The sequence below is a fragment of the Serratia sp. szju genome (assembly GCF_044594185.1).
GTDB classification, from domain to species: Bacteria; Pseudomonadota; Gammaproteobacteria; order Enterobacterales; family Enterobacteriaceae; genus Serratia; species Serratia bockelmannii.
On record NZ_CP172576.1, the window covers coordinates 3240706 to 3259304 of the forward strand.

Sequence of the window (18599 nt, forward strand, 5' to 3'; positions counted from 1 at the left end):
GTTCTATTATGGATGTATCAGCAGGGCGCAGTGCGCCGAAGCGTGCGATGGCTTCCTGATAGAGAGAATATTCCCAATAAGGATATCACCGGCAATACCAATGAAAAGTAAACGAGGGCTAAACGGGGCTGCGCGTAGGCACGAATAATCAAAAATGGCACGAATTGTCTGCGGAATGGTGTATTTTTTATCTTATTGAATTGTAATGGAAATAAATATGCTGCTTATTTATTGGCGTTATTTCATTCAAATAGCAGGGCAAACCGGGGAAATAATGTTGCGGAGTGGAATTATTTCATCTTGTCGGGAATAAATCGGGCCGCCAAATTTGGAGACCCGATTATTGATTAAGCACCGTAAATGCAGTTTTTGCCTTTTTTCTTGGCCTGATACAGCGCGCTGTCCGCCTCATTGATAAAGCTGATCGGCGTATCGTTATACATATGTGGCACTTTGGCGCAGATGCCGATGCTGATGGTGACGATACCGTGCGGGTTGCCCTGATGCGGGATCTTCAGATCGCGTACCGCCTGGATGACGCGTTCGGCGAAAATCAGTGCGCCCTGAATGTCGGTATCCGGCAGGATAATCCCCATCTCTTCGCCGCCGTAGCGCGCTAAAACGTCGTTGCTGCGGCACGCCAACCCTTTGAGCGTTTGGCCGATCTGCTGCAGGCACTGGTCCCCGGCGACGTGGCCATAGCTGTCGTTGTACTGTTTGAAATAGTCGATATCCAGCATCAGCAGCGCCACGCTGCGGTAGTTGCGCGAAGCCCGCGCCAGCTCGTTCTTCAGCGCGATATCAAACTGGCGGCGGTTGGCCAGCCCGGTCAGGCCGTCCAGCAGCGCCAGTTCTTCGAGCATCTGGTTGATGCTGGTCAGCTGATCGCGGGTGCGCATCAGCTCGGCTTCGGTTTGCATGCTGTGCTTGATTTGTCGCAGCAGCACCATGCCCATCGCCAACAGGATCATCAGCAGCGAGAGGCCACCGGCGGCGAACAGCCCGGCGTCGGTGCGCCAGTCCGCCAGCGCGTCGCGTTTCGATAGCCCGGCGGCGATCACCAGCGGAAAGCGGTTGACCCGCGAATAGCCGTAGATGCGCTCCACTTTGTCGTACAGCGAGGTGATGGTGGCGTTGCCGAATTCCGAATGCGGCAAAATTTCGCTGAACAGCACGCCCTTGGCGATGTTTTTACCGATCGACGCCGCCGAGTAGGGGCGGCGGTAAAGGATGGTGCCGTCCGCCAGCAGCAGGTTCAGCGAGGCGTCAGTGTTGAGGGCGAAGCTGTCGTAAAACTGGCGGAAATAATCGACGTACAGCGTCGCCAGCACCACGCCGCCAAAGCTGCCATCCGGGTGGTTGAAGCGCCGCGAAACGGGAATGATCAGATCGCCGGTGGTGCGGCTGCGGATCACCTTGCCGATGTACAGGCCGCCGCCGTCGCGGTTTTGATGGTATTTGAAGTAATCGCGATCGGCGTTGTTGGCGTTCTTGATGAATTTGCCCGAGGAGGTCGCCAGCCAGCGGCCGCGCGCATCGTAGAGAAACAGCCCATGCAGCTGCGGCAGGTTGCCGACCTGCGTCTGCATGACGCGCTGCAGCCGCATCAGCTGCGATGGACCCAGTCCGTCGTTCTGGAGACGTTCGGTCAGATCGAGCAGATTGCCGTCCACCTGCATGAAAGTATCGTCGGCATGCTGCGCCAGCGAACGGGCGAGGTTGGCGGATTCATGCTCGGCGCTGCGCAGATCGCGCTGGTGCGCGTTCCAGATTTGCCAGCTGTTAAAGAGGATCAGCGTGGCGGCAACGATGATGACAAACACGCCGGCCTGAAATAATAATGGGGAGCTTTTAACGCTGCGCGGCGGCACGGCATCCTGTATGGGTTGCTGCTGAGTCATGTCACCCTTGTTGTTTGATTACTATTTAGTTCGAGTTAAGAGCAATCTTATATTTTATGCATAAACGCGCCAGACCTCTAGCCCTTAACGAGGCGATAAGGCGAAAGGGCGATCGCAACCCGCATTTGCGGCGGCGTGAACGCGAAGGAGTAAAAGGGCCATGTCGGATTACATCATTATCGCTTTACTGACGCTGGCGGTGTATTACCCCCTCACGCTGGGGGGCCTGGCGGTGATGATGTTCTTCGCCTGGCGGCGGCGCCGGTCGCCCTATTGGCGGTTGGGATTGGCGCTGTTGGCGCTGCTGTTCGTGCTGTTCGCCAAGGTGGCGTATGACTGGCACCGCTACAGCTAGCGGCGCCATGACGGGTTATTCGACGTTGATCATCCAGTTGACGCCGAATTTGTCGGTCAGCATACCAAAGCCTTTGGCCCAGAAGGTGGCTTGGTAAGGCATCGTCACCTGGCCGCCCTGCGCCAGATTGTCGAACAGTTTGCGTCCTTGCTCCGCATCGCTGGGGTTCAGCGACAGCGAGAAGCCTTTGTGAGAAGCGCCGCCGCTGTCATCTTGTGGGCAGCCATCGGAGGCCATCAGTACACCGTCGCCGATCAGCAGACGCGCATGCATGATCGCTTCAGGATTGGCGTCCTGCGGCCCGCCTTGGCGGGCTTCTTCGGGCATGTCTTTGAAGCGCATGACCATTTCAATTTTGGCATTCAACTGCTGTACATAGAAGTTAATCGCTTGCTCACAGTTACCGCTGAAAAACAAATAGGGTTGTACCAGCATGACATTGACCTCGGTTGTGGCCCGACAGGCAACGACCGGCCCTCGGGCAGGAAGAAATGGTTGCTGGCGGCAATAATTGCCGTCGGTGACTTATTAGTGTAGTTCCCCTGACGCAGAATGCTCGTGCGAGGTGAGCGCCTTCGCCGCCGGCAGGGCGGGCGAAGGTGCGAAGGCGGTTAATACAGCGAAGGTTCGCCGGGTGGGCGGGTTTTAAAGCGGCGGTGCAACCACATGTATTGATCGGGTGCCAGCAGCACCTGTTCTTCCACCACGCGGTTCATCATGGCCGCCGCGCGCGTTTCATCGTCCAGCGGGAAGTCCGTCAGCGGTGGCTGTACGATCAGCTCATAACCCTGCGCATGCGGCAGGCGGCGCGGCACGAATGGCACGATCGACGGCCGCCCCATGCGCGCCAGGATATAGGTGCCGGTCGTCGTGGCGGCGTTTTCCACGGCGAAGAACGGTACGAACACGCTGCTTTGCGGGCCATAATCGTGGTCCGGCGCATACCACAGGATTTCACCCTGTTTCAGGTTGCGGATCATGCCTTTGATATCTTTACGATCGATCATGAATTTATTCGAGCGTAGCCGGCCGCGGGTCTGCACCCATTCCATCAGTTTGTTATTGTGCGGGCGATGCACGCCGATGCCGGGGTTTTGCATGCCGAAGATGCGCGCACCCAGCTCCAGAGTGAGGAAATGCAGGCCGATCAGCAGCACGCCTTTCCCGTCCTGACGCGCCAACTGCATGTTTTCCATGCCGCTCACCTTAAACCAACGGGCGATGCGCCAGTCAGGCCAGAACCAGGCCATGCCGACTTCGAACAGGCCCATGCCGACGGACTCAAAATTTTTGACAATCAGCGCCTCGCGCTCGGCGGCGAGCATCTCAGGGAAGCAGAGTTCTACATTGCGGCGTGCTATTTTTACCCGGCGTTTCATCAGGCGCATGGCGATTCTGCCAAGGCCGTGTCCGAGTCGATAAATGAGCGGGTAGGGCAGTAACACCAAGAGATAGAGTATTCCCAGCCCTATCCACAGCAACCAATAACGAGGGCGCAAGAATTTGCGCTCAAAGCGTTGGTTAGAAAGCATTTTTTCTATGATTCCTTTTCTTTCCCAATGGGACCTTAACCCAAATTTTTATAAGGCGAATAGTAGAACATTTCGTGCTAAATAGGATTTTCCATTAATGCTTTTTTTTCACTTTATTTAAGCGCATGCGAAAAATGGAGTGAGATAGGATTTTTACCGAGGGAAGGGAAGATATTTTCCGCTATTTCAACCGGCTGGTGCAATTGAAAAATAAAGACACAATTAAGCGCATCGCAAAAGTGACAACTGCTATGTAACCTTAATGAAACAGTAACGCGACGGAACCGTCCCAAACGGCGGCCAGTGCGTACAGTAGCGCGAGAATCAGGACAAGGGGGGCATTGAACATGGTTGTTTCCTCCATGAGGATTTGTTTAAAGTTTAGCCTCTCGAGATGACGGCAGGATGAAGTTAGATCGTTTTTTGTACGGTGAAATTCAGACGGACGGAAATGGGTAAACCGCTGATTTTTTACTATAGTCATAGTGTGAAGTTGTGCGTTTGTCGGCGTACGCCTCTGCATTGAGCGGCAGCGGGCAGGTTGCCCAGAGCAAGATCGCGGAGCGGACGGCGCCTGGCGCGAAACATGTGACGAGATTCTCAGAGGGTTGGTCTGTAAGGATTTGACATGTCATATGAAAATGACGAACTAAACGGTGTTGAGCAACCGAGCGACTACGTGAAAGCCACCGCCTGCGAAGTGCGCAGCGGTGTAAAAGCGGCGCTCGAGCAATCATGTGCCTGCCTTAAGGATAACCCTTGGGCGGGGATAGGCGCCGGCGCCGTCGTGGGCCTGGTAATAGGATTTCTGTTAGGCAAAAGGTAATAGGGAGAGTAAAGATGGGCATCATTTCCTGGATCATTTTTGGTTTAATCGCCGGTATCCTGGCCAAGTGGATTATGCCGGGCAAAGACGGCGGCGGCTTTATTGTGACCGTTATATTGGGGATCGTGGGCGCCGTCGTCGGCGGCTATATCAGCACCTTCTTCGGTATGGGCCGCGTTGACGGTTTTAACCTGGGCAGCTTTGTGGTGGCGGTAATCGGTGCCCTGGTGGTGCTTTTTGTCTACAGGAAGATCAAAGGCTAAGCAGCCGTTGCTCAACAGGGTCGCCGCGGCGGCCCTTTTTCGTGAAATCAATCCGGCGGTGCGGCGCGGGCCGTACCGGCTGAAAGGGGAATATCATGGGTCTGTTCGATAGCGTATTGGGTAACATTCTGGGCGGCGGCGCCAACGGTAAAGGCATCGACTACATCGCCATTATGCAGTGGGTTGAGCAACAAGGCGGCCTACAGGCCATTTTGGACAAATTCCGTCAGGGGCAGTTCGGCGATATCGTCGGTTCCTGGCTCGGCAATGGCGAAAATCAGCAGATTACCGGCGATCATGTGCAGCAGGCGTTGGGTAGCGATGCGATCAACCAACTGGCTGAAAAGCTGGGTATCGATCCTGCACAAGCCTCCAGCACCATTGCACAGTTCTTGCCAACGGTCGCTGATGCCGCCTCGCCAAATGGTGAAGTGCAGCAAGACAGCAACGAACTGGGCGACATGGTCGGCAAACTGTTCAAATAATGATTAGGCTCCCGGCATCTGGCCGGGAGCATTCACTCCGCTAATTCCCTCGATCGCCGTCAACGCTTGCTGCAGATGCGCCACCCAGGCGCGCACTTTCTCCGGAATAAATCGTAAGGCGGGATAGACCGCGTGCAGCGCCATGGGCGGGTAGCGGTATTCCGGCAAAACGGGCACCAGCGCCCCCGTCGCCAACTGCTCGGCGATTAAAGGCCGTTGGGCGCCGCCGATACCCACTCCAGCCTCGATGGCGGCCAGCAGCGATAGCGTATTGTTGGCGCGGAACGTGGGCCGCAGAGCAACCATCTCGGGGCCGTGCGGCCCGAACAGAGTGAGCGTATCGCCGTCGTTCAAACCGCTGTAACGAATGTGCGCATGTTTCGCCAACTCCGCCGGCGAACGGGGCGTGCCATGCTTGTCCAGATAGGCCGGCGATGCCACCAGCAGGCGTTGCAGCTCGCCCAAACGTTTCGCCACCATGCCGGGCGCATGGAGTTCACCGAAGCGCAGCGCCACGTCGATGCCTTCGCCGATCACGTCGGCGCGACGATCGTCCAGCAGCAGCTCGATGGCGAGGTTCGGATGACGTTGCTGGAAAGCGATGGCCAGCGGTGTGACGTGCAACTGCCCGAACCCGGTCGGGGCGTGGATGCGCAGATTACCCTGCAACTGGTGGTGCTGGCCGTGCAGTGCGTCTTCCGCTTCGTCGACCGCCGCCAGAATCGGTTTGAGGCGCTGATAATAACCGCTGCCGGCATCGGTCAGCGTGACCGCCCGGGTGCTGCGAAATAGCAGCTGGGCCCCCAGTCGCTGCTCCAGGCCGGCGATTTGCTGACTGACCGCCGGCTGCGTCAAACGCAGATCGCGAGCGGCGGCCGACAGGCTGCCCAGTTCCGCCACCCGCATAAAGGTTTTCATTGCGTTCAGCTTATCCATGTCGATCTTGCCTATAGATTTTTCTTATAAGTGTTAGTGGAAATCCTCTTCTACCGCAAGTATCACTAATCAATGACACTCAGGGTATCGATAACCTGAGGAGTGGCAAGATGAATACAAAGCGACAGGCATTGGTGATCGGCGCCAATGGCGTGATTGGGCGCCGATTGATTGAGGAGCTGATTGATCAAGGTTGGCAAGTGGTGGGCGTCTCGCGCCGGGGGGGCGAACCGGCATCTGGGGTGCGCCACCTTCAGGTTGATCTGCTGGATGCGGCGGCGACGCGGGACGCGCTGCGGCCGCTGAGCGCGATTAGCCACGTTTTCTATGCCGCCTATCAGGACGCGCCGGACTGGGCGGGGCTGGTGGCGCCCAATCTGCAGATGTTGCAACACGTCGTCGAGGGGCTGGAGCCGGTCGCGCCGGCGTTGGAGCATATCAGCCTAATGCAAGGTTACAAAGTGTATGGCGCGCATTTGGGGCCGTTTAAAACGCCGGCGCGCGAAAGCGACGCCGGGCATATGCCGCCGGAGTTTAACGTGGCGCAGCAGCAGTATCTGGCGCTGTGCCAGGCAGGCAAGCGCTGGCGTTGGAGCGCCATTCGTCCGAGCGTGGTGGGGGGCTTCTCTCTTGGCAATCCGATGAACCTGGCGTTGAGCATCGCGGTTTATGCCTCAATCAGTAAAGCGCTCGGGCTGCCGCTGCGCTTTCCCGGTAAGCCAGGCGCTTACCACAGTCTGCTGGAAATGACCGACGCCGGGCTGTTGGCGCGCGCCACGCTCTGGGCGGCGACCGAGCCGGCGGCGGCCAATCAGGCGTTTAATATCAACAACGGCGATCTCTTTCGCTGGAGCGAGATGTGGCCGAAAATCGCCGCTTACTTCGGGCTGGAATGCGCGGCGCCGCTGCCGATGCCGCTGGAGAGCATGATGGCGGACAAAGCGCCGCTGTGGCGAGAGCTGGTGCAACGGCACCAATTGACCGAACCGGACTATCGCGCGGTGGCCGGCTGGCGTTTCGCCGACTTCGTCTTTTCCTGGGACTATGACATGTTCGCGGATGGCAGCAAGGCGCGGCGTTTCGGTTTCCATCAGTTTGTCGAAACCGAAGCCATGTTTTTCTCGCTGTTCGATGAGTTCCGCCGCCGCCGCATCATTCCCTGAGCGTGGCATCGGTTTCCCCGCAGCACAGGCTGCGGGGAATGGCCTCAGAACGTCAGCATGATCTTGCCGATGTGCTCGCTGGACTCCATCAGCGTATGCGCGGCGGCGGCCTGCTCAAGCGGGAAGGTTTTAAAAATTTGCGGTTTCAGCACGCCGCGCTCCAGCAGCGGCCAAACCTTCTCGCGCAGCTCGGCGGCAATCAGTGCTTTGTCCGCCACGCTGCGCGAGCGCAGCGTCGACCCGGTATGGGTCAGGCGTTTCAACAGCAGCGGCATCAGATTGAGCTCTTTTACCACGCCGTTTTGCGTGCCGATTTGCACGATGCGGCCTTCCATCGCCGCAGCCTGATAGTTTTTGGCGACATAATCGCCGGCGATCAGGTCGACGATGACGTCGGCGCCTTTGCCGTTGGTGGCGTCTTTGGTGCGTGCGACAAAGTCTTCGCTGCGGTAATTAATCGCCACGTCGGCGCCCAGCGCCAGGCTGGCCTGACGTTTCTCTTCGGATCCGACGGTGGTGATCACCTGGGCGCAGAAGGCTTTCGCCAGCATGGTGGCGACCGTGCCGATACCGGAGGTGCCACCATGGATCAACACGGTTTCGCCGGCTTTGAGATGACCGCGCTGGAACACGTTGACCCAGACGGTAAAGAAGGTTTCCGGCAGTGCGGCAGCCTCGGTCAGGCTCAGACCCGCCGGTACCGGTAGCGCATTGCTTTCATGCACGGTGCAGTATTCCGCATAGCCCCCCCCGGCGATAAGGGCGCAAACCCGATCGCCGAGCGCAAAGTGGGTCACGCCTTCACCGATGGCCACCACTTCGCCGGCAATTTCCAGGCCGGGGATATCCGAGGCGCCGGGCGGTGGCGCATAGTTCCCCTGGCGCTGCAGCACGTCGGGACGGTTAACGCCAGCGGCGGCGATTTTCACCAGCAGTTCGCCCGCCTGTGGCTCGGGTACCGGGCGTTCGGTGACAACCAGAACCTCGGGGGCGCCCGGTTGGCTAATCTCAATCGCTTTCATCGTGCCGGGCTGCGCTGCATTTGTTGACATGGTCACTCTCCTCATCGTGGCGGACGTGGTTATCAGGCTGAACGCCCGCAATAAAGTCTGCTGTTAGCTTAGCGAAATCGAAGGAGGTGCGCGTGGTCGAATAGAGCGGTTTTGCGAGGAGGAGAGGACGCCGCCGCGATGGGCGGCTGGATATCAATCGTTAGGGGGGATGCGGAAGCCTTTCAACGAGACGATAAAATGTTCTTTCCCTTTGGAGATCTTGGCGCCTTTATCGCACCACAGGCTGGCAAGCTGGAAGAAGTCATCGCTGCCGATATCGTAGGCCAGTTCGATTTTCTTGGCTGTGCCGGCGCGGATGAGCTTTTCTGCTTCCTGATGGTTTGCAGCTTTAATTATGGTCATGGGCGAAATCCTTGGTGTTAAGCCAGAGCGGATAATCGCGAATCATCATATGGCCATAGTGTGACAATTTTGTGATGAAAACATGACGGTCCACGAAGGTGCGGCGTGCGGCGTGCCGCGCCTTCGCGGTGAAAATGCGTTATCGATTACCGATCGTGCGGGCGAACGAATGTGCTTTTTTTCTGAGATTTGAAATGCTTATAGAGCGAATAGCCCGCAATGCCGGCTAAGACAGCCAAGAGGGCAAGGGATCCTGTGGCCATGAACATCACCTCCGAATAAGAATGGCAAGGAGGCGTATTTGTGACATTCATCACTTTACGGGGCAATGAGAGCAATCTGTAATCGGGAAACTGGCATGAGGGAGGAGCAAAAAAAAAAAGCGCCTATAGGGAGGCGCATAAAGATTTGCAACACAGCTTGTTGTGTTCAACACCAGGAGGAGTGGTGAACTGGCGCTATTCTATGCAGCGGCGAGGGCGGCTGATATAGGTATTACTCCGAAAGCGGCGCTACCACTCATAGCCCAACTGGATGTTGTAATCGGGATCCTGGTTGGTGGAGTAAGGATCGGATTGGCGGCGGCGATCGGTTTTCTTCACCGGGCCTTCATACGCGGGATAAGGTTTGGTGCGCGGTTTGCTGCAGCCCGGATGATCGCATTCGATATCGACGCGAAAGCCGTTCTTGTCGCGTGCCTCTGCCCAGGTAATCGGCGGTTTCGCCGCCTTAGGGGCTGGCCCTGACGGTGCTGTCGGCTTGGGAGCGGGAGTCACGCTGGGTTCTGGAGCTTGATAATTCAGCTCCAGTGCACTCTGCGGAGCGCTGTAAGCGGCAAAGGCCAGCAGGGCGGCGGCACTGGCAGTTGGTAAGGTAAGCCATCTCGGCATGATGAATCTCCCTGAATGATTTCTGTAGGCAACTATAAAACAGCAGAACGAGAATTACTATCATTTACCTTGGCTGTTACGGGGGGCCAGGCGGTGATTCCATCGACCGACAGGGTCAAATCCTGTGCGTTTAGCCGAGATTCACGCCCCATCACGGCGAAAAAGGTTGCTATTGCCGCTCGCTCATGAGTTAATGATGTCGGCCTGTGGTACAGACCTATTTATGCACGACATTTTGAGTAAAGTAGTTCAAATTTAAAGCGTTATCCCGGATAGCCCTTCTCTGACGAATTTCCTTTCCAGTGCCTCCATAAGTAACTGATGACCGGCTATCTCGCCCATGGCGGCTAACATTATTATTGAAGGAAATTAGACATGTCCAACATGATCAAAGGTCAAGTGAAGTGGTTCAACGAAGCTAAAGGTTTTGGTTTCATCACCCCAGCAGACGGCAGCAAAGACGTATTCGTACACTTCTCTGCTATCCAGGATCAAGGCTTCAAGACCCTGGCTGAAGGCCAGAACGTACAGTTCTCTATCGAGAACGGTGCGAAAGGTCCATCTGCGGCTAACGTTACCGCTATCTAATTGGCGTCTACCGCTGATTGAAAAGAACCCGCTGCGGCGGGTTTTTTTATGCCTGCAATTTGGCAGCGCGTAAAAAAAGCCCGCAAGTCTGCGGGCAAAAGTTCCTTGTTACTTCATTTGCGAGCGCTTCTCTGGGGGGGAAACGCCTGAAGACAGGCTACGCGAGACCGGCTTAAGATTCTGCGGCCAAACCGTTAAGAAAGTGAAAATCCAGGCGGCTGCTACGCTGATAGCAGAGGCCGGCAGGGCTGGAGTGGTGTCCATCGCCCTCGCTTTTGTAATACACTGACGGCAATCGCAAATAATGGGGAAGGGTATGCAGGTTAACGATCGAGTGACGGTAAAAACAGACGGAGGCCCGCGGCGTGAAGGCGTGATTTTGGCCGTAGAGGTGTTCAACGAAGGCACCATGTATCTGGTTTCTCTTGACGACTACCCGGCGGGCGTATGGTTTTTTAATGAAATCGACAGCCGTGACGGCACGTTTGTGGAGCCCTGCCGCGAGCACGGGCAGTAACTTAGGTTAATCTCATTAATTTGCTAATGAAATTGTCCATTTTGAGATTATTTCATTGCGGTAAGATTTTTTTTATCGGCGGCAAAAAAATACCCGTTGCGCTAGCGGGGGATAACGCAGCAGGTATTTTTTTGTGGTTCCAGCGGCTGCTATCCAGATGACATTATCACCGGGTATTTAACGGCTGGTAAAACAGAGCGGGGGCGTTCTCTGTGGTTCAGCGGCTATTGACGAATATTCCACTGGTCAATGTATCGGTCAAACGAACAACGTGATAAATGATCTGCTTGTTGTGCGTTTTTATTTTCCGCTTGATGTTTCCCTTGTGGGAAGAGACCGTTTTGGCCTTTATTTGCATCTGGTCTGATATCTGGATGGTACCTTGACCGGACATCCACATGCGTAGCATGTTTGATTCAGTCTGGCTCAGCGTTACCGGCGTTTGATCCAGAGAGGATTTCTCCGTACGGAGGGACGTTCTCTCGAGATAGTGACTAAGTAGCTGATTCATAGTCTCTGGTTTGATGGATTTTGACGATATGATGACGTTCTTGCGAACATATAAATAATCGTCGAAATGTACGTTGGTAATGGCCATGAAGATGAAGAATAACGTATCCGGGTGCAGTGAAATCACCCGTTTTATTCGCTCGGTGGCGTTTGCTTCGTGGATGAAGCAGTCCTCGTTAATAAACACCAGGCTCGGATTTAACTTGCTGCATTTTTCATGCAGGCTGTCAATGTCCTCGATGGCATTAATATGGCGCCTCTTCACGCCATGCGAAGTCAGATAGTCGGTTAACCCCAATCTGGTATAGCTACATGAATCCATGATAATCGTTGGCATATCGCACCCCCACTTAAATCCGTTTTACTGCGGTAATATGAGAAAAAGCCTAAAAAGCCGAAAGGCAAAATGGAACAATAATTCAGTGTAGCGAGTGTTCTATCAATAAACACGACGGCACTCAATGATATTTTCATACTAAACTTATTAATTGCATGAATCTATAAGTTTGGCTTAAGTCAGGGCGATCTGCTGCTCGTCCAGCTTAGGCATGTTGAGCCTGATTTGCGCTTGGCGCCCGTGCCTGTCTGCATTGCTTGCCGCTAATCTGTTCATCATGTCACGAAACAAAATTTTAGTTTGCTAGGAAAAGTCTTAAAAAAAATTCATGTGTCGTTTTTTTGATGTCTTTCAGCGCGTTTTTTGAGTGGTCAAAAAGCGCTCCCTCTGGAGTTTTTGACTTTTTACATATAAAAATCATTATCTTATAGGTGTTTTTGCTCTCCATGCTAATGATAAGCACTTCTTTTTTTATCATAACAACAAACAAAAGTTAACATTATGACCGGAATGTGTAGCTTAATTGTTGCTATAAATCACCGTTTTACAATGAGTTATATAGATATTTATTTCGCATGAAATAGTTTTCGTGAATGTTTAACGGTGATTGAGTGATTTCTCTAAACTATCATCCTGCAGTCCGATCCACGGGGAGGAATGGCAGGTCGGAGTTGTCTCTGGCCCGCGTTGGTTTTAACTTGCCTCTCCACCTTTCAAAAACAGGATGTCGCGGTGAGACAGAATCAGTATGGGCAGCCGATAGGTGAGGCCCTTCCTCATTGGCAGCCGGCAGGCATACCCGGGCACACGCCGCTGCAAGGGCGGTTTTGCCGCCTCGAACCGCTTAACCTCGCGCGCTGGGGGGATGCGCTTTATCAGGCTTACCAAACCGCTGAGGACGATCGTGACTGGACCTATCTGTTTTGGGAACGGCCGCAGTCGCACGCAGATTTCCAGCGTTATCTTCAGGCGCAGGTGTCCAGCGCAGACAGAAACACGATGGTGGTGATCGATCAGACGAACGGGCACGCCGTGGGAACCTGCGCTTTTTTACGCATCGATCCTGGCAACGGCGTGGCCGAACTGGGCACCATCAACTGGTCGCCGCTGATGAAGCGCAGTGCGCTGGGCAGCGAGGCGATTTTCTTGATGCTGCGGCATCTTTTCGACGATCTTGGCTACCGGCGCTGCGAATGGAAATGCGATAGCCTCAATCTGCCTTCACGCCAGGCCGCCGAGCGCCTGGGTTTCCGCTATGAAGGCACGTTCCGCCAGGCCGTCGTTGTTAAAGGACGCTCGCGCGACACCGACTGGCTGTCGATCGTTGATGGAGAATGGCCGGCACGATACGCGGCGTTTGCCGCCTGGCTGTCGCCGGATAACATCAGCGAAGACGGGCGGCAAGAACGTCGTTTGCAGGCCTTCCAACGCGGGTAATCGCCGCGCGTGTTAGGCCGTTTCCGCCAGGCAATGGCGCAGCGAGTCCAACGTCAAGCGGATGTCCTGTTCCTCTGTCATCCAGTTGACCAGCGCGGCGCGGATCCCCGGCTGGCCGTTGTAACGCGTAGGGGTGCAACGCACCACGCCATGCCGGCTAAGGCGTTCGAGAAAGCGATCGCGCGCCGCTTCGCTCTCACCCTGTGGATGACTGAGGGCGAAGCACACCACGTTCAAATTCACCGGCGCCAGCAGATGGAAACCGTCATCGGCCGCTAACGCCGCCCCCAGCGCCTGCGCCAGTTCGACGTTGCGCTCGACGATATCTCGTATACCGCTGCGGCCATAGGCTTTCAGCGTCAGCCAAAGCGGCAAGGCGCGGAAGCGGCGCGAATTTTCTGGCGTCAGATGCAGATAGTTGTCTGGCCGCAGCGTCGGTGCTTCCAGGTAAGCCGAATGGTTCTGAAATACCTGCATTTGCAGATCCAAATGGCGGGTAAATTGGATCGCGCTGTCATAAGGCACATTCAGCCATTTATGCGCATCGACGGTGATGGAATCGGCATGCTGCCAGCCCTCGAGCTTTGAGGCGTATAGCGGTGAGCAGGCCGCCACGCCGCCGAATGCCGCATCGACATGCAGCCAAAATGGATAACGCTCCCGCAGCGCCAGCAGCTGCGGCAGATCGTCGAAAGCGACAGTGTTGACCGTACCGGCGCTGGCCAGTACCAACGTTGGCTGGCCAGCGCCGGCGGCGAGCTGCCGCGCCAGCGCTTCCATATCCATGGCTTCAGACTCCGGCAGGCTGGCGACGATCGTCAACGCCTCGCGGCCGATGCCGAGCATGCTGAGCGCCTTCACGCTGCTGGAATGCGGATTGGCCGCCAATACCCGGATGGGGCCCAGCGCCGCCAGGCCTTGTTGGGCGATATCCACGCCTTGCTGTTGTCCCAGCCACTGCCGGCCAATGGCCAACCCGGTGAAATTGGCCATGGTCGCGCCGCTGACCAGGCTGCCGCTGAACGTTTCCGGCAGGCCCAGCAGGGATTTCAACTGCGTCACGGCCGCCAGCTCGATCGTGGCTGCAATGGTATCATGGCTGAGCAGGCTATTTTGGTCTGTCACGCTAACCAGCCAGTCCGCTGCGACCGCCGCCGGGGTGCCGCCGCCGGTGACGAAGCCGAAATAACGCGGGCCGGCGCTGGCGGAAATGCCGGCCTGATAACGTTGCCAAAAGCGCTCCAGCGCTGCCAGGGCGCCTTCGCCGTTTTCCTCCAACCGATCGTCGCCCGGTTGCAGTTGCTGATGCTCGAGCGGTGGGCAGACCGAGCGTTGCTGCAGCCCGGCCAGGAAATCCTCCGCCAACTGGCGGGTGTGGTCGAGGATCTGCGGAAACTGCGCGAGGTCCTGTTGTAAGCGTGGGTGCATGGTGGCTCCGAAAGCGTCAGGGATGATGGGGTAAACATAGAACATTTGCCTGCCGGTCAAAATCGATGAAAAATAACCTTTTTGGATAGCCTGGTTAACCAATGATGAATGAACGCATTCCCTTGCATGTCTTGCCGACCTTTGCGATCGCCGCCAGGTTGGAAAATTTGCGCGCTGCGGCGCAACAGGTGCATTTGACGCACGGCGCGGTCAGCCAGCAAATTCAGTTGCTGGAGCAGGCGGTCGGCTATCCGCTGTTTGAACGGCGCGGGCGCGGTGTACGCCTGAATGCCGCCGGGCGAGAGTTGTTGGCGGCGGTAGAGCCGGCGCTGCAGGCACTGCAGCAGGGCGTCGCCCGCGCCCGGCGTGCGGCGACAAGCCAGACGCTGCGTATCAGCGTGTTGCCGTCTTTTGCCCATTATTGGCTGTTGCCGCGTCTGCCTGCTTTTCATGAGGCCTGCGCCGATATTGCGCTGGATATTGATGCGTCACTGGCGCTGCAGGATCTGTCGCAGCGAGGGTTCGATGCGGCGATCCGTATCGGCAGCGGTCAATGGACGGGGCTGCAGGCGCAGCGCATCGCGTCGGGTGACGTGCTGCCGGTCGCTTCGCCGGATATGGCGCGAGAATGGAGGGCGGCGTTCGAGAACGGTGGCGATATTCCGTTGCTCGAGCACGACGTCAGTCCTTGGCGCGACTGGTTCAACGCGCAGGGGCGGCCGTTATGCGGGCGACAACAGGCGTTATTCAACGATGCCGGATTGCTGATTCGCGCGGCGGAGCAAGGGTTTGGCATCGCGTTGGCGAAAAAGCTGCTGGTGCAGGATGCGCTTGACGCGGGGAGACTGGTGGCGTTGGCCGCGCCCCGTCGTCTGAGCGATGACGACGTTTACCTGGTGTGGCCGCAGACCGCCGGGTTGACGCCGGCGGTTACCCGCTTGCTGCAGTGGCTTCAGCGACAGTTGGCGGCGATTTAGCGGCGTAGCCATTCCGGTTGCGAGGTGCCGAGCGTAGTCGCCGGCAGCGCCCATTGCAGCGCCGTACCCTGCAGGCTTAACGGGGCGCGCAGGCGTTGCGCGGCCCCCCAGTAAGTCAGTTCTGTTTCCGGGTTCTCGTCGGCGGGGCCGGCCGGTGCCAGCGGTTCCGGTCGATAATCTGCCGAACAGGGGTGCGCCAGCAGCAGTTGCGCCGTGCGCGCCAGCGACAGCCGCGCGTGGTAGCCGGTACCGCGGCTCAGGCGCTGTGTCATACCGGTCAGCACCGCTGCCGCCATCAAATAGCCGGTGGCGTGATCCAGAGCCTGTACCGGCAGCGGCACCGGCAAACTGGCGCTGCGCCAAACCATACCCGCCTCCGCCAACCCGCAGCTCATCTGTACTAGGCTGTCGAAACCGCGCCGGGTCCGCCACGGCCCGCTCCAGCCGTAGGCATTCAGGCAGACGTCGATCAGGCCCGGCGCCAGCGCGCGTCTTTCCTCCGCGCCATAGCCCAATTTCTCCAACGCACCGGCACGGTAGCCGTGCACGAGCACGTCGGTGTTTTTCAGCAGATGTTCAAACGTATGGCGATCGCGCGCATTGGTCAGGTTGAGGCGTGCGCTGCGCTTGCCCAGCATCACCTCGTGCTCGACGCCGGGTTCATCCCAGCCGTAGGGATCGATGCGCAGCACGTCGGCGCCCAAACCGGCAAGAAAACGGGTGGCGATCGGCCCGGCGAGAATGCGCGTCAGATCCAGCACCCGCACGCCGTGCAGCGGCCGGGCGACGGGAAGCGCCCAGCCCGGCGGTGGCGCTTCCGGCTGCAGCGAGGCGTGGATAAGCGGTTCGAGCGCTACGCTTTTGCCTTGAATATGTTGTCGCCACGCGGCCGCCGAGCGCATTTGGGCCGCGCAGCCGCCGGCCTCGATCACGGCTTCCTCCAGCTCGCTTTTTTTCCAGTCCAGCACACGTTCCGCCAGCGTGCCTTTATCCGATGCCGAACCCAGCACCTGTTCCACCGCTCGCCGATGGTGCGGCGCATTGGTATGCAGACGTATCCAGCCATCCGCCGTCGCGTAGTCGCCGGCCAGTGCGTCCCAGGCCGCAGGCAGCGTCCATCCCAGCGGCCGCAGCGTCCAGCCAAACCAGAGCGAGGCCAGGCGTTGATCGATCCAGACCTGCGGCGCGTCGGCGGCCTCGCAGCGAAGCAACTCGGCGCAGGCCAAACCGGCGGCGCTCCAGGCGGCGGTCGCCAATTCTGTGACGGGAAAAGCCGAAGGCAATGCGCCGACGCCGCTAACGGTTAACCGGTCGGTAGGGGCGGGGCGCTGCCCCAGGCTTTGCCAAATCTCGTCGAGCAGAGTGTGGATCAGAGGCGTCATCGGCCACTCCTTACGGGTTGTCGGAAATATAGCCTAGCGTAGCCCACCGCCGGCGACCTTGCTAAGGCGTAACGTCGAATGTGCGGCCGTCGGCCAGTTTGGCGCGCAGGCTGTGGGCCGCGATGACAGTGAAAGGCTGCGCGTAAAGTTGGCGGCCAGCGTCGAACCGTCGCTGAAGGTCGTCTGCTGCACCCAGCCGTCCCGATCGAGCTAGCGGAAGTCCAACAACGCTTTGTCCCACAGAGCCTGATGCAGCGGCCGGAAGGCGGCGTCGGCGCCCAATGTTGGCACCTTCTATTTGTGACATCGAAATATAATCGCCGTATTCCAGTTTATTTTTCGTTTAATAAATTAGCCTTTACTTCATTATCCGACGTCACTATACTCAGCCAAAATTTCGGTGGAGAAACTCAATTGGACAGTTGTAGTTGTAATAAAACAAATAAGGCAAGCTGACCAATTCTCTTCTGATTTGTTGCTTGCCGTTATCGGCGGGCAGCACCCCTCTCCAGTTATTTCTGAGCTGTGCATACCCGAGTAATAAACGTTTCCTGATGCCTGACGGTTTCAGGTGAATCGAGTTGGACGTTATTATGGTATTTTGCAGCCACAGCCTTTTCCCTCCAGGCACGACACGCTGATTCGCTGATTTATTTTCAGCGCGCTTTCGCGTGTGCTAAACAGCACATGATTTTATCTCCTGCGGTTAATTAAGGGGACAGTCATGGCTATGACTCCTTTCGTTTTAAATTTATTGCTGGCGATGTGCCTGGGCGCGGTCATTGGCGCCGAGCGCCAGTGGCGCCAACGCATGGCCGGCCTGCGCACCAATGCACTGGTGGCGACCGGTGCTGCGGTCTTTATTCTCAGCTCCATGTCCACCGATCCGGCCAGCGCCGGCCGGGTGGCTGCGCAGATCGTATCCGGTATCGGTTTCCTCGGCGCCGGCGTTATCATGCGTGAAGGGCTGAACATTCGCGGCCTTAACACCGCCGCCACGCTGTGGTGTTCGGCGGGGATCGGCGTCCTGTGCGGCCTGGGCCAGCATTGGGATGCGGTGGTTGCTACGCTGGTGATCCTGTGCGCCAATATCCTGCTGCGCGAAGCCGCGCAGCGTATCAATCTGCAGCCGCACCAGCAGGCAACCGATCTGGAACTGTGCTATCGCATTCAGGTGACCTGCGGCGAGCAGGACGAAATTCTGGTGCGCACCCTGATTCTGCAGGCGCTGAACGGCGTGGCCTTGCGGCTGCAATCCTTGCGCAGCGCCGATATCTCCAGCCCGGGGCAATTGGAAGTGTGCGCGGAAATTACCGCCACGCCGGCCGCGCAAAAAGAAATTGAGGGTATTGTCTGCCGCGTCAGCCTGGAGAAAAGCGTGAGTGCCGTTCGCTGGCGCGTCGCGTCCGCATTACCGGTCTGATTAATTATATAAATATTTATTAACTTGATTATATGCTCAGGTTATTCGGGCTCGCCTGAATAACGCGGAGCATTAAGGAGGCGTTATGGACGATGACCCCGGAAGGAAAATGATTCCAGCGTGGCTGACAGGGTAATTCCGCCATTTAGTCACGCTAATAAAAAATTCCAAGCTGCGCAGAGTCACCTGTTTATCGGGCGGGGCTTCGCTGTGCGCAGAACGAAAATAAGAGAA

The 18599-nt window shown here is 57.1% G+C and carries 20 protein-coding genes; 10 read left to right on the forward strand and 10 right to left on the reverse strand.

Annotated elements, in window-relative coordinates:
- Positions 1 to 347: 347 nt before the first annotated feature.
- Positions 348 to 1901 carry a sensor domain-containing diguanylate cyclase gene (locus RE418_RS15390; RefSeq protein ID WP_049209443.1) on the reverse strand — a complete coding sequence of 518 codons (1554 nt, stop codon included), beginning with the start codon at positions 1899 to 1901 and terminating at the stop codon, positions 348 to 350.
- A 160-nt stretch (positions 1902 to 2061) separates the two neighbouring features.
- Here RE418_RS15390 and RE418_RS15395 point away from each other — a divergent pair, with 160 nt between their 5' ends.
- On the forward strand, positions 2062 to 2256 hold the full coding sequence (locus RE418_RS15395; protein ID WP_043140533.1) for a hypothetical protein: 195 nt from the start codon (positions 2062 to 2064) through the stop codon (positions 2254 to 2256).
- 15 nt (positions 2257 to 2271) lie between these two features.
- On the opposite strand, the gene yjdN is transcribed toward RE418_RS15395, so the two are convergent.
- Both yjdN and RE418_RS15405 read right to left on the reverse strand, forming a co-directional pair.
- Positions 2272 to 2691 (reverse strand): VOC family metalloprotein YjdN, encoded by a 420-nt coding sequence (yjdN, locus tag RE418_RS15400; RefSeq protein WP_025303359.1) that lies wholly within the window; start codon positions 2689 to 2691, stop codon positions 2272 to 2274.
- Positions 2692 to 2867: 176 nt separating this feature from the next.
- Entirely contained in the window at positions 2868 to 3788 is a 921-nt protein-coding gene (locus tag RE418_RS15405; RefSeq protein WP_060447860.1) for a Kdo(2)-lipid IV(A) acyltransferase, read from the reverse strand.
- Between the two features lie 628 nt (positions 3789 to 4416).
- Here RE418_RS15405 and RE418_RS15410 point away from each other — a divergent pair.
- The 3 genes from RE418_RS15410 (at position 4417) to RE418_RS15420 (ending at position 5362) form a co-directional block, all read left to right on the forward strand.
- Positions 4417 to 4614: a membrane protein gene (locus RE418_RS15410; protein ID WP_025303357.1), complete on the forward strand. Its 198-nt coding sequence runs from the start codon at positions 4417 to 4419 to the stop codon at positions 4612 to 4614.
- Positions 4615 to 4628: 14 nt separating this feature from the next.
- Entirely contained in the window at positions 4629 to 4877 is a 249-nt protein-coding gene (locus tag RE418_RS15415) for a GlsB/YeaQ/YmgE family stress response membrane protein (protein WP_004935146.1), read from the forward strand.
- Positions 4878 to 4972: 95 nt separating this feature from the next.
- Positions 4973 to 5362: a YidB family protein gene (locus tag RE418_RS15420; RefSeq protein ID WP_025303356.1), complete on the forward strand. Its 390-nt coding sequence runs from the start codon at positions 4973 to 4975 to the stop codon at positions 5360 to 5362.
- A 3-nt stretch (positions 5363 to 5365) separates the two neighbouring features.
- Here the strand turns inward: RE418_RS15420 and RE418_RS15425 are convergent, their stop codons facing one another.
- Positions 5366 to 6298, reverse strand: a complete 933-nt coding sequence (locus tag RE418_RS15425; protein WP_049209441.1) for a LysR family transcriptional regulator — start codon at positions 6296 to 6298, stop codon at positions 5366 to 5368.
- Between the two features lie 110 nt (positions 6299 to 6408).
- Between RE418_RS15425 and RE418_RS15430 the strand changes: the two genes are divergently transcribed.
- Positions 6409 to 7461 carry an SDR family oxidoreductase gene (locus RE418_RS15430; protein WP_049209440.1) on the forward strand — a complete coding sequence of 351 codons (1053 nt, stop codon included), beginning with the start codon at positions 6409 to 6411 and terminating at the stop codon, positions 7459 to 7461.
- Between the two features lie 44 nt (positions 7462 to 7505).
- Here RE418_RS15430 and RE418_RS15435 read toward each other — a convergent pair whose 3' ends face one another.
- The 3 genes from RE418_RS15435 to RE418_RS15445 form a co-directional block, all read right to left on the reverse strand.
- Entirely contained in the window at positions 7506 to 8513 is a 1008-nt protein-coding gene (locus RE418_RS15435) for an NAD(P)H-quinone oxidoreductase (RefSeq protein ID WP_043140545.1), read from the reverse strand.
- Between the two features lie 153 nt (positions 8514 to 8666).
- Positions 8667 to 8876: a hypothetical protein gene (locus RE418_RS15440; RefSeq protein ID WP_004935132.1), complete on the reverse strand. Its 210-nt coding sequence runs from the start codon at positions 8874 to 8876 to the stop codon at positions 8667 to 8669.
- Between the two features lie 512 nt (positions 8877 to 9388).
- Positions 9389 to 9766: a hypothetical protein gene (locus tag RE418_RS15445; protein WP_025303352.1), complete on the reverse strand. Its 378-nt coding sequence runs from the start codon at positions 9764 to 9766 to the stop codon at positions 9389 to 9391.
- Between the two features lie 375 nt (positions 9767 to 10141).
- On the opposite strand from RE418_RS15445, the gene cspE reads away from it, so the two are divergent.
- Positions 10142 to 10354: a transcription antiterminator/RNA stability regulator CspE gene (gene cspE, locus RE418_RS15450; RefSeq protein WP_004935122.1), complete on the forward strand. Its 213-nt coding sequence runs from the start codon at positions 10142 to 10144 to the stop codon at positions 10352 to 10354.
- A gap of 316 nt (positions 10355 to 10670) precedes the next feature.
- The gene (gene dsrB, locus RE418_RS15455) at positions 10671 to 10871 is read left to right on the forward strand and encodes a protein DsrB (protein WP_004935117.1); all 201 of its coding nucleotides are present in this window, start codon (positions 10671 to 10673) and stop codon (positions 10869 to 10871) included.
- Between the two features lie 217 nt (positions 10872 to 11088).
- Here the strand turns inward: dsrB and rcsA are convergent, their stop codons facing one another.
- The gene (rcsA, locus tag RE418_RS15460; protein ID WP_025303351.1) at positions 11089 to 11718 is read right to left on the reverse strand and encodes a transcriptional regulator RcsA; all 630 of its coding nucleotides are present in this window, start codon (positions 11716 to 11718) and stop codon (positions 11089 to 11091) included.
- A 795-nt stretch (positions 11719 to 12513) separates the two neighbouring features.
- On the opposite strand from rcsA, the gene RE418_RS15465 reads away from it, so the two are divergent.
- Positions 12514 to 13155, forward strand: a complete 642-nt coding sequence (locus tag RE418_RS15465; RefSeq protein WP_080352506.1) for a GNAT family N-acetyltransferase — start codon at positions 12514 to 12516, stop codon at positions 13153 to 13155.
- 12 nt (positions 13156 to 13167) lie between these two features.
- On the opposite strand, the gene RE418_RS15470 is transcribed toward RE418_RS15465, so the two are convergent.
- On the reverse strand, positions 13168 to 14583 hold the full coding sequence (locus RE418_RS15470; RefSeq protein ID WP_049296076.1) for a pyridoxal-dependent decarboxylase: 1416 nt from the start codon (positions 14581 to 14583) through the stop codon (positions 13168 to 13170).
- A 101-nt stretch (positions 14584 to 14684) separates the two neighbouring features.
- Here RE418_RS15470 and RE418_RS15475 point away from each other — a divergent pair, with 101 nt between their 5' ends.
- Positions 14685 to 15560 (forward strand): LysR substrate-binding domain-containing protein, encoded by an 876-nt coding sequence (locus RE418_RS15475; RefSeq protein ID WP_043140557.1) that lies wholly within the window; start codon positions 14685 to 14687, stop codon positions 15558 to 15560.
- Here RE418_RS15475 and RE418_RS15480 read toward each other — a convergent pair.
- Positions 15557 to 16942 carry a CoA transferase gene (locus RE418_RS15480; protein WP_049295897.1) on the reverse strand — a complete coding sequence of 462 codons (1386 nt, stop codon included), beginning with the start codon at positions 16940 to 16942 and terminating at the stop codon, positions 15557 to 15559. The two genes, RE418_RS15475 and RE418_RS15480, sit on opposite strands and share 4 nt — an antisense overlap.
- 724 nt (positions 16943 to 17666) lie before the next feature.
- On the opposite strand from RE418_RS15480, the gene RE418_RS15485 reads away from it, so the two are divergent.
- Positions 17667 to 18365 carry an MgtC family protein gene (locus tag RE418_RS15485; protein WP_089181056.1) on the forward strand — a complete coding sequence of 233 codons (699 nt, stop codon included), beginning with the start codon at positions 17667 to 17669 and terminating at the stop codon, positions 18363 to 18365.
- The last annotated feature ends 234 nt before the right edge of the window (positions 18366 to 18599 follow it).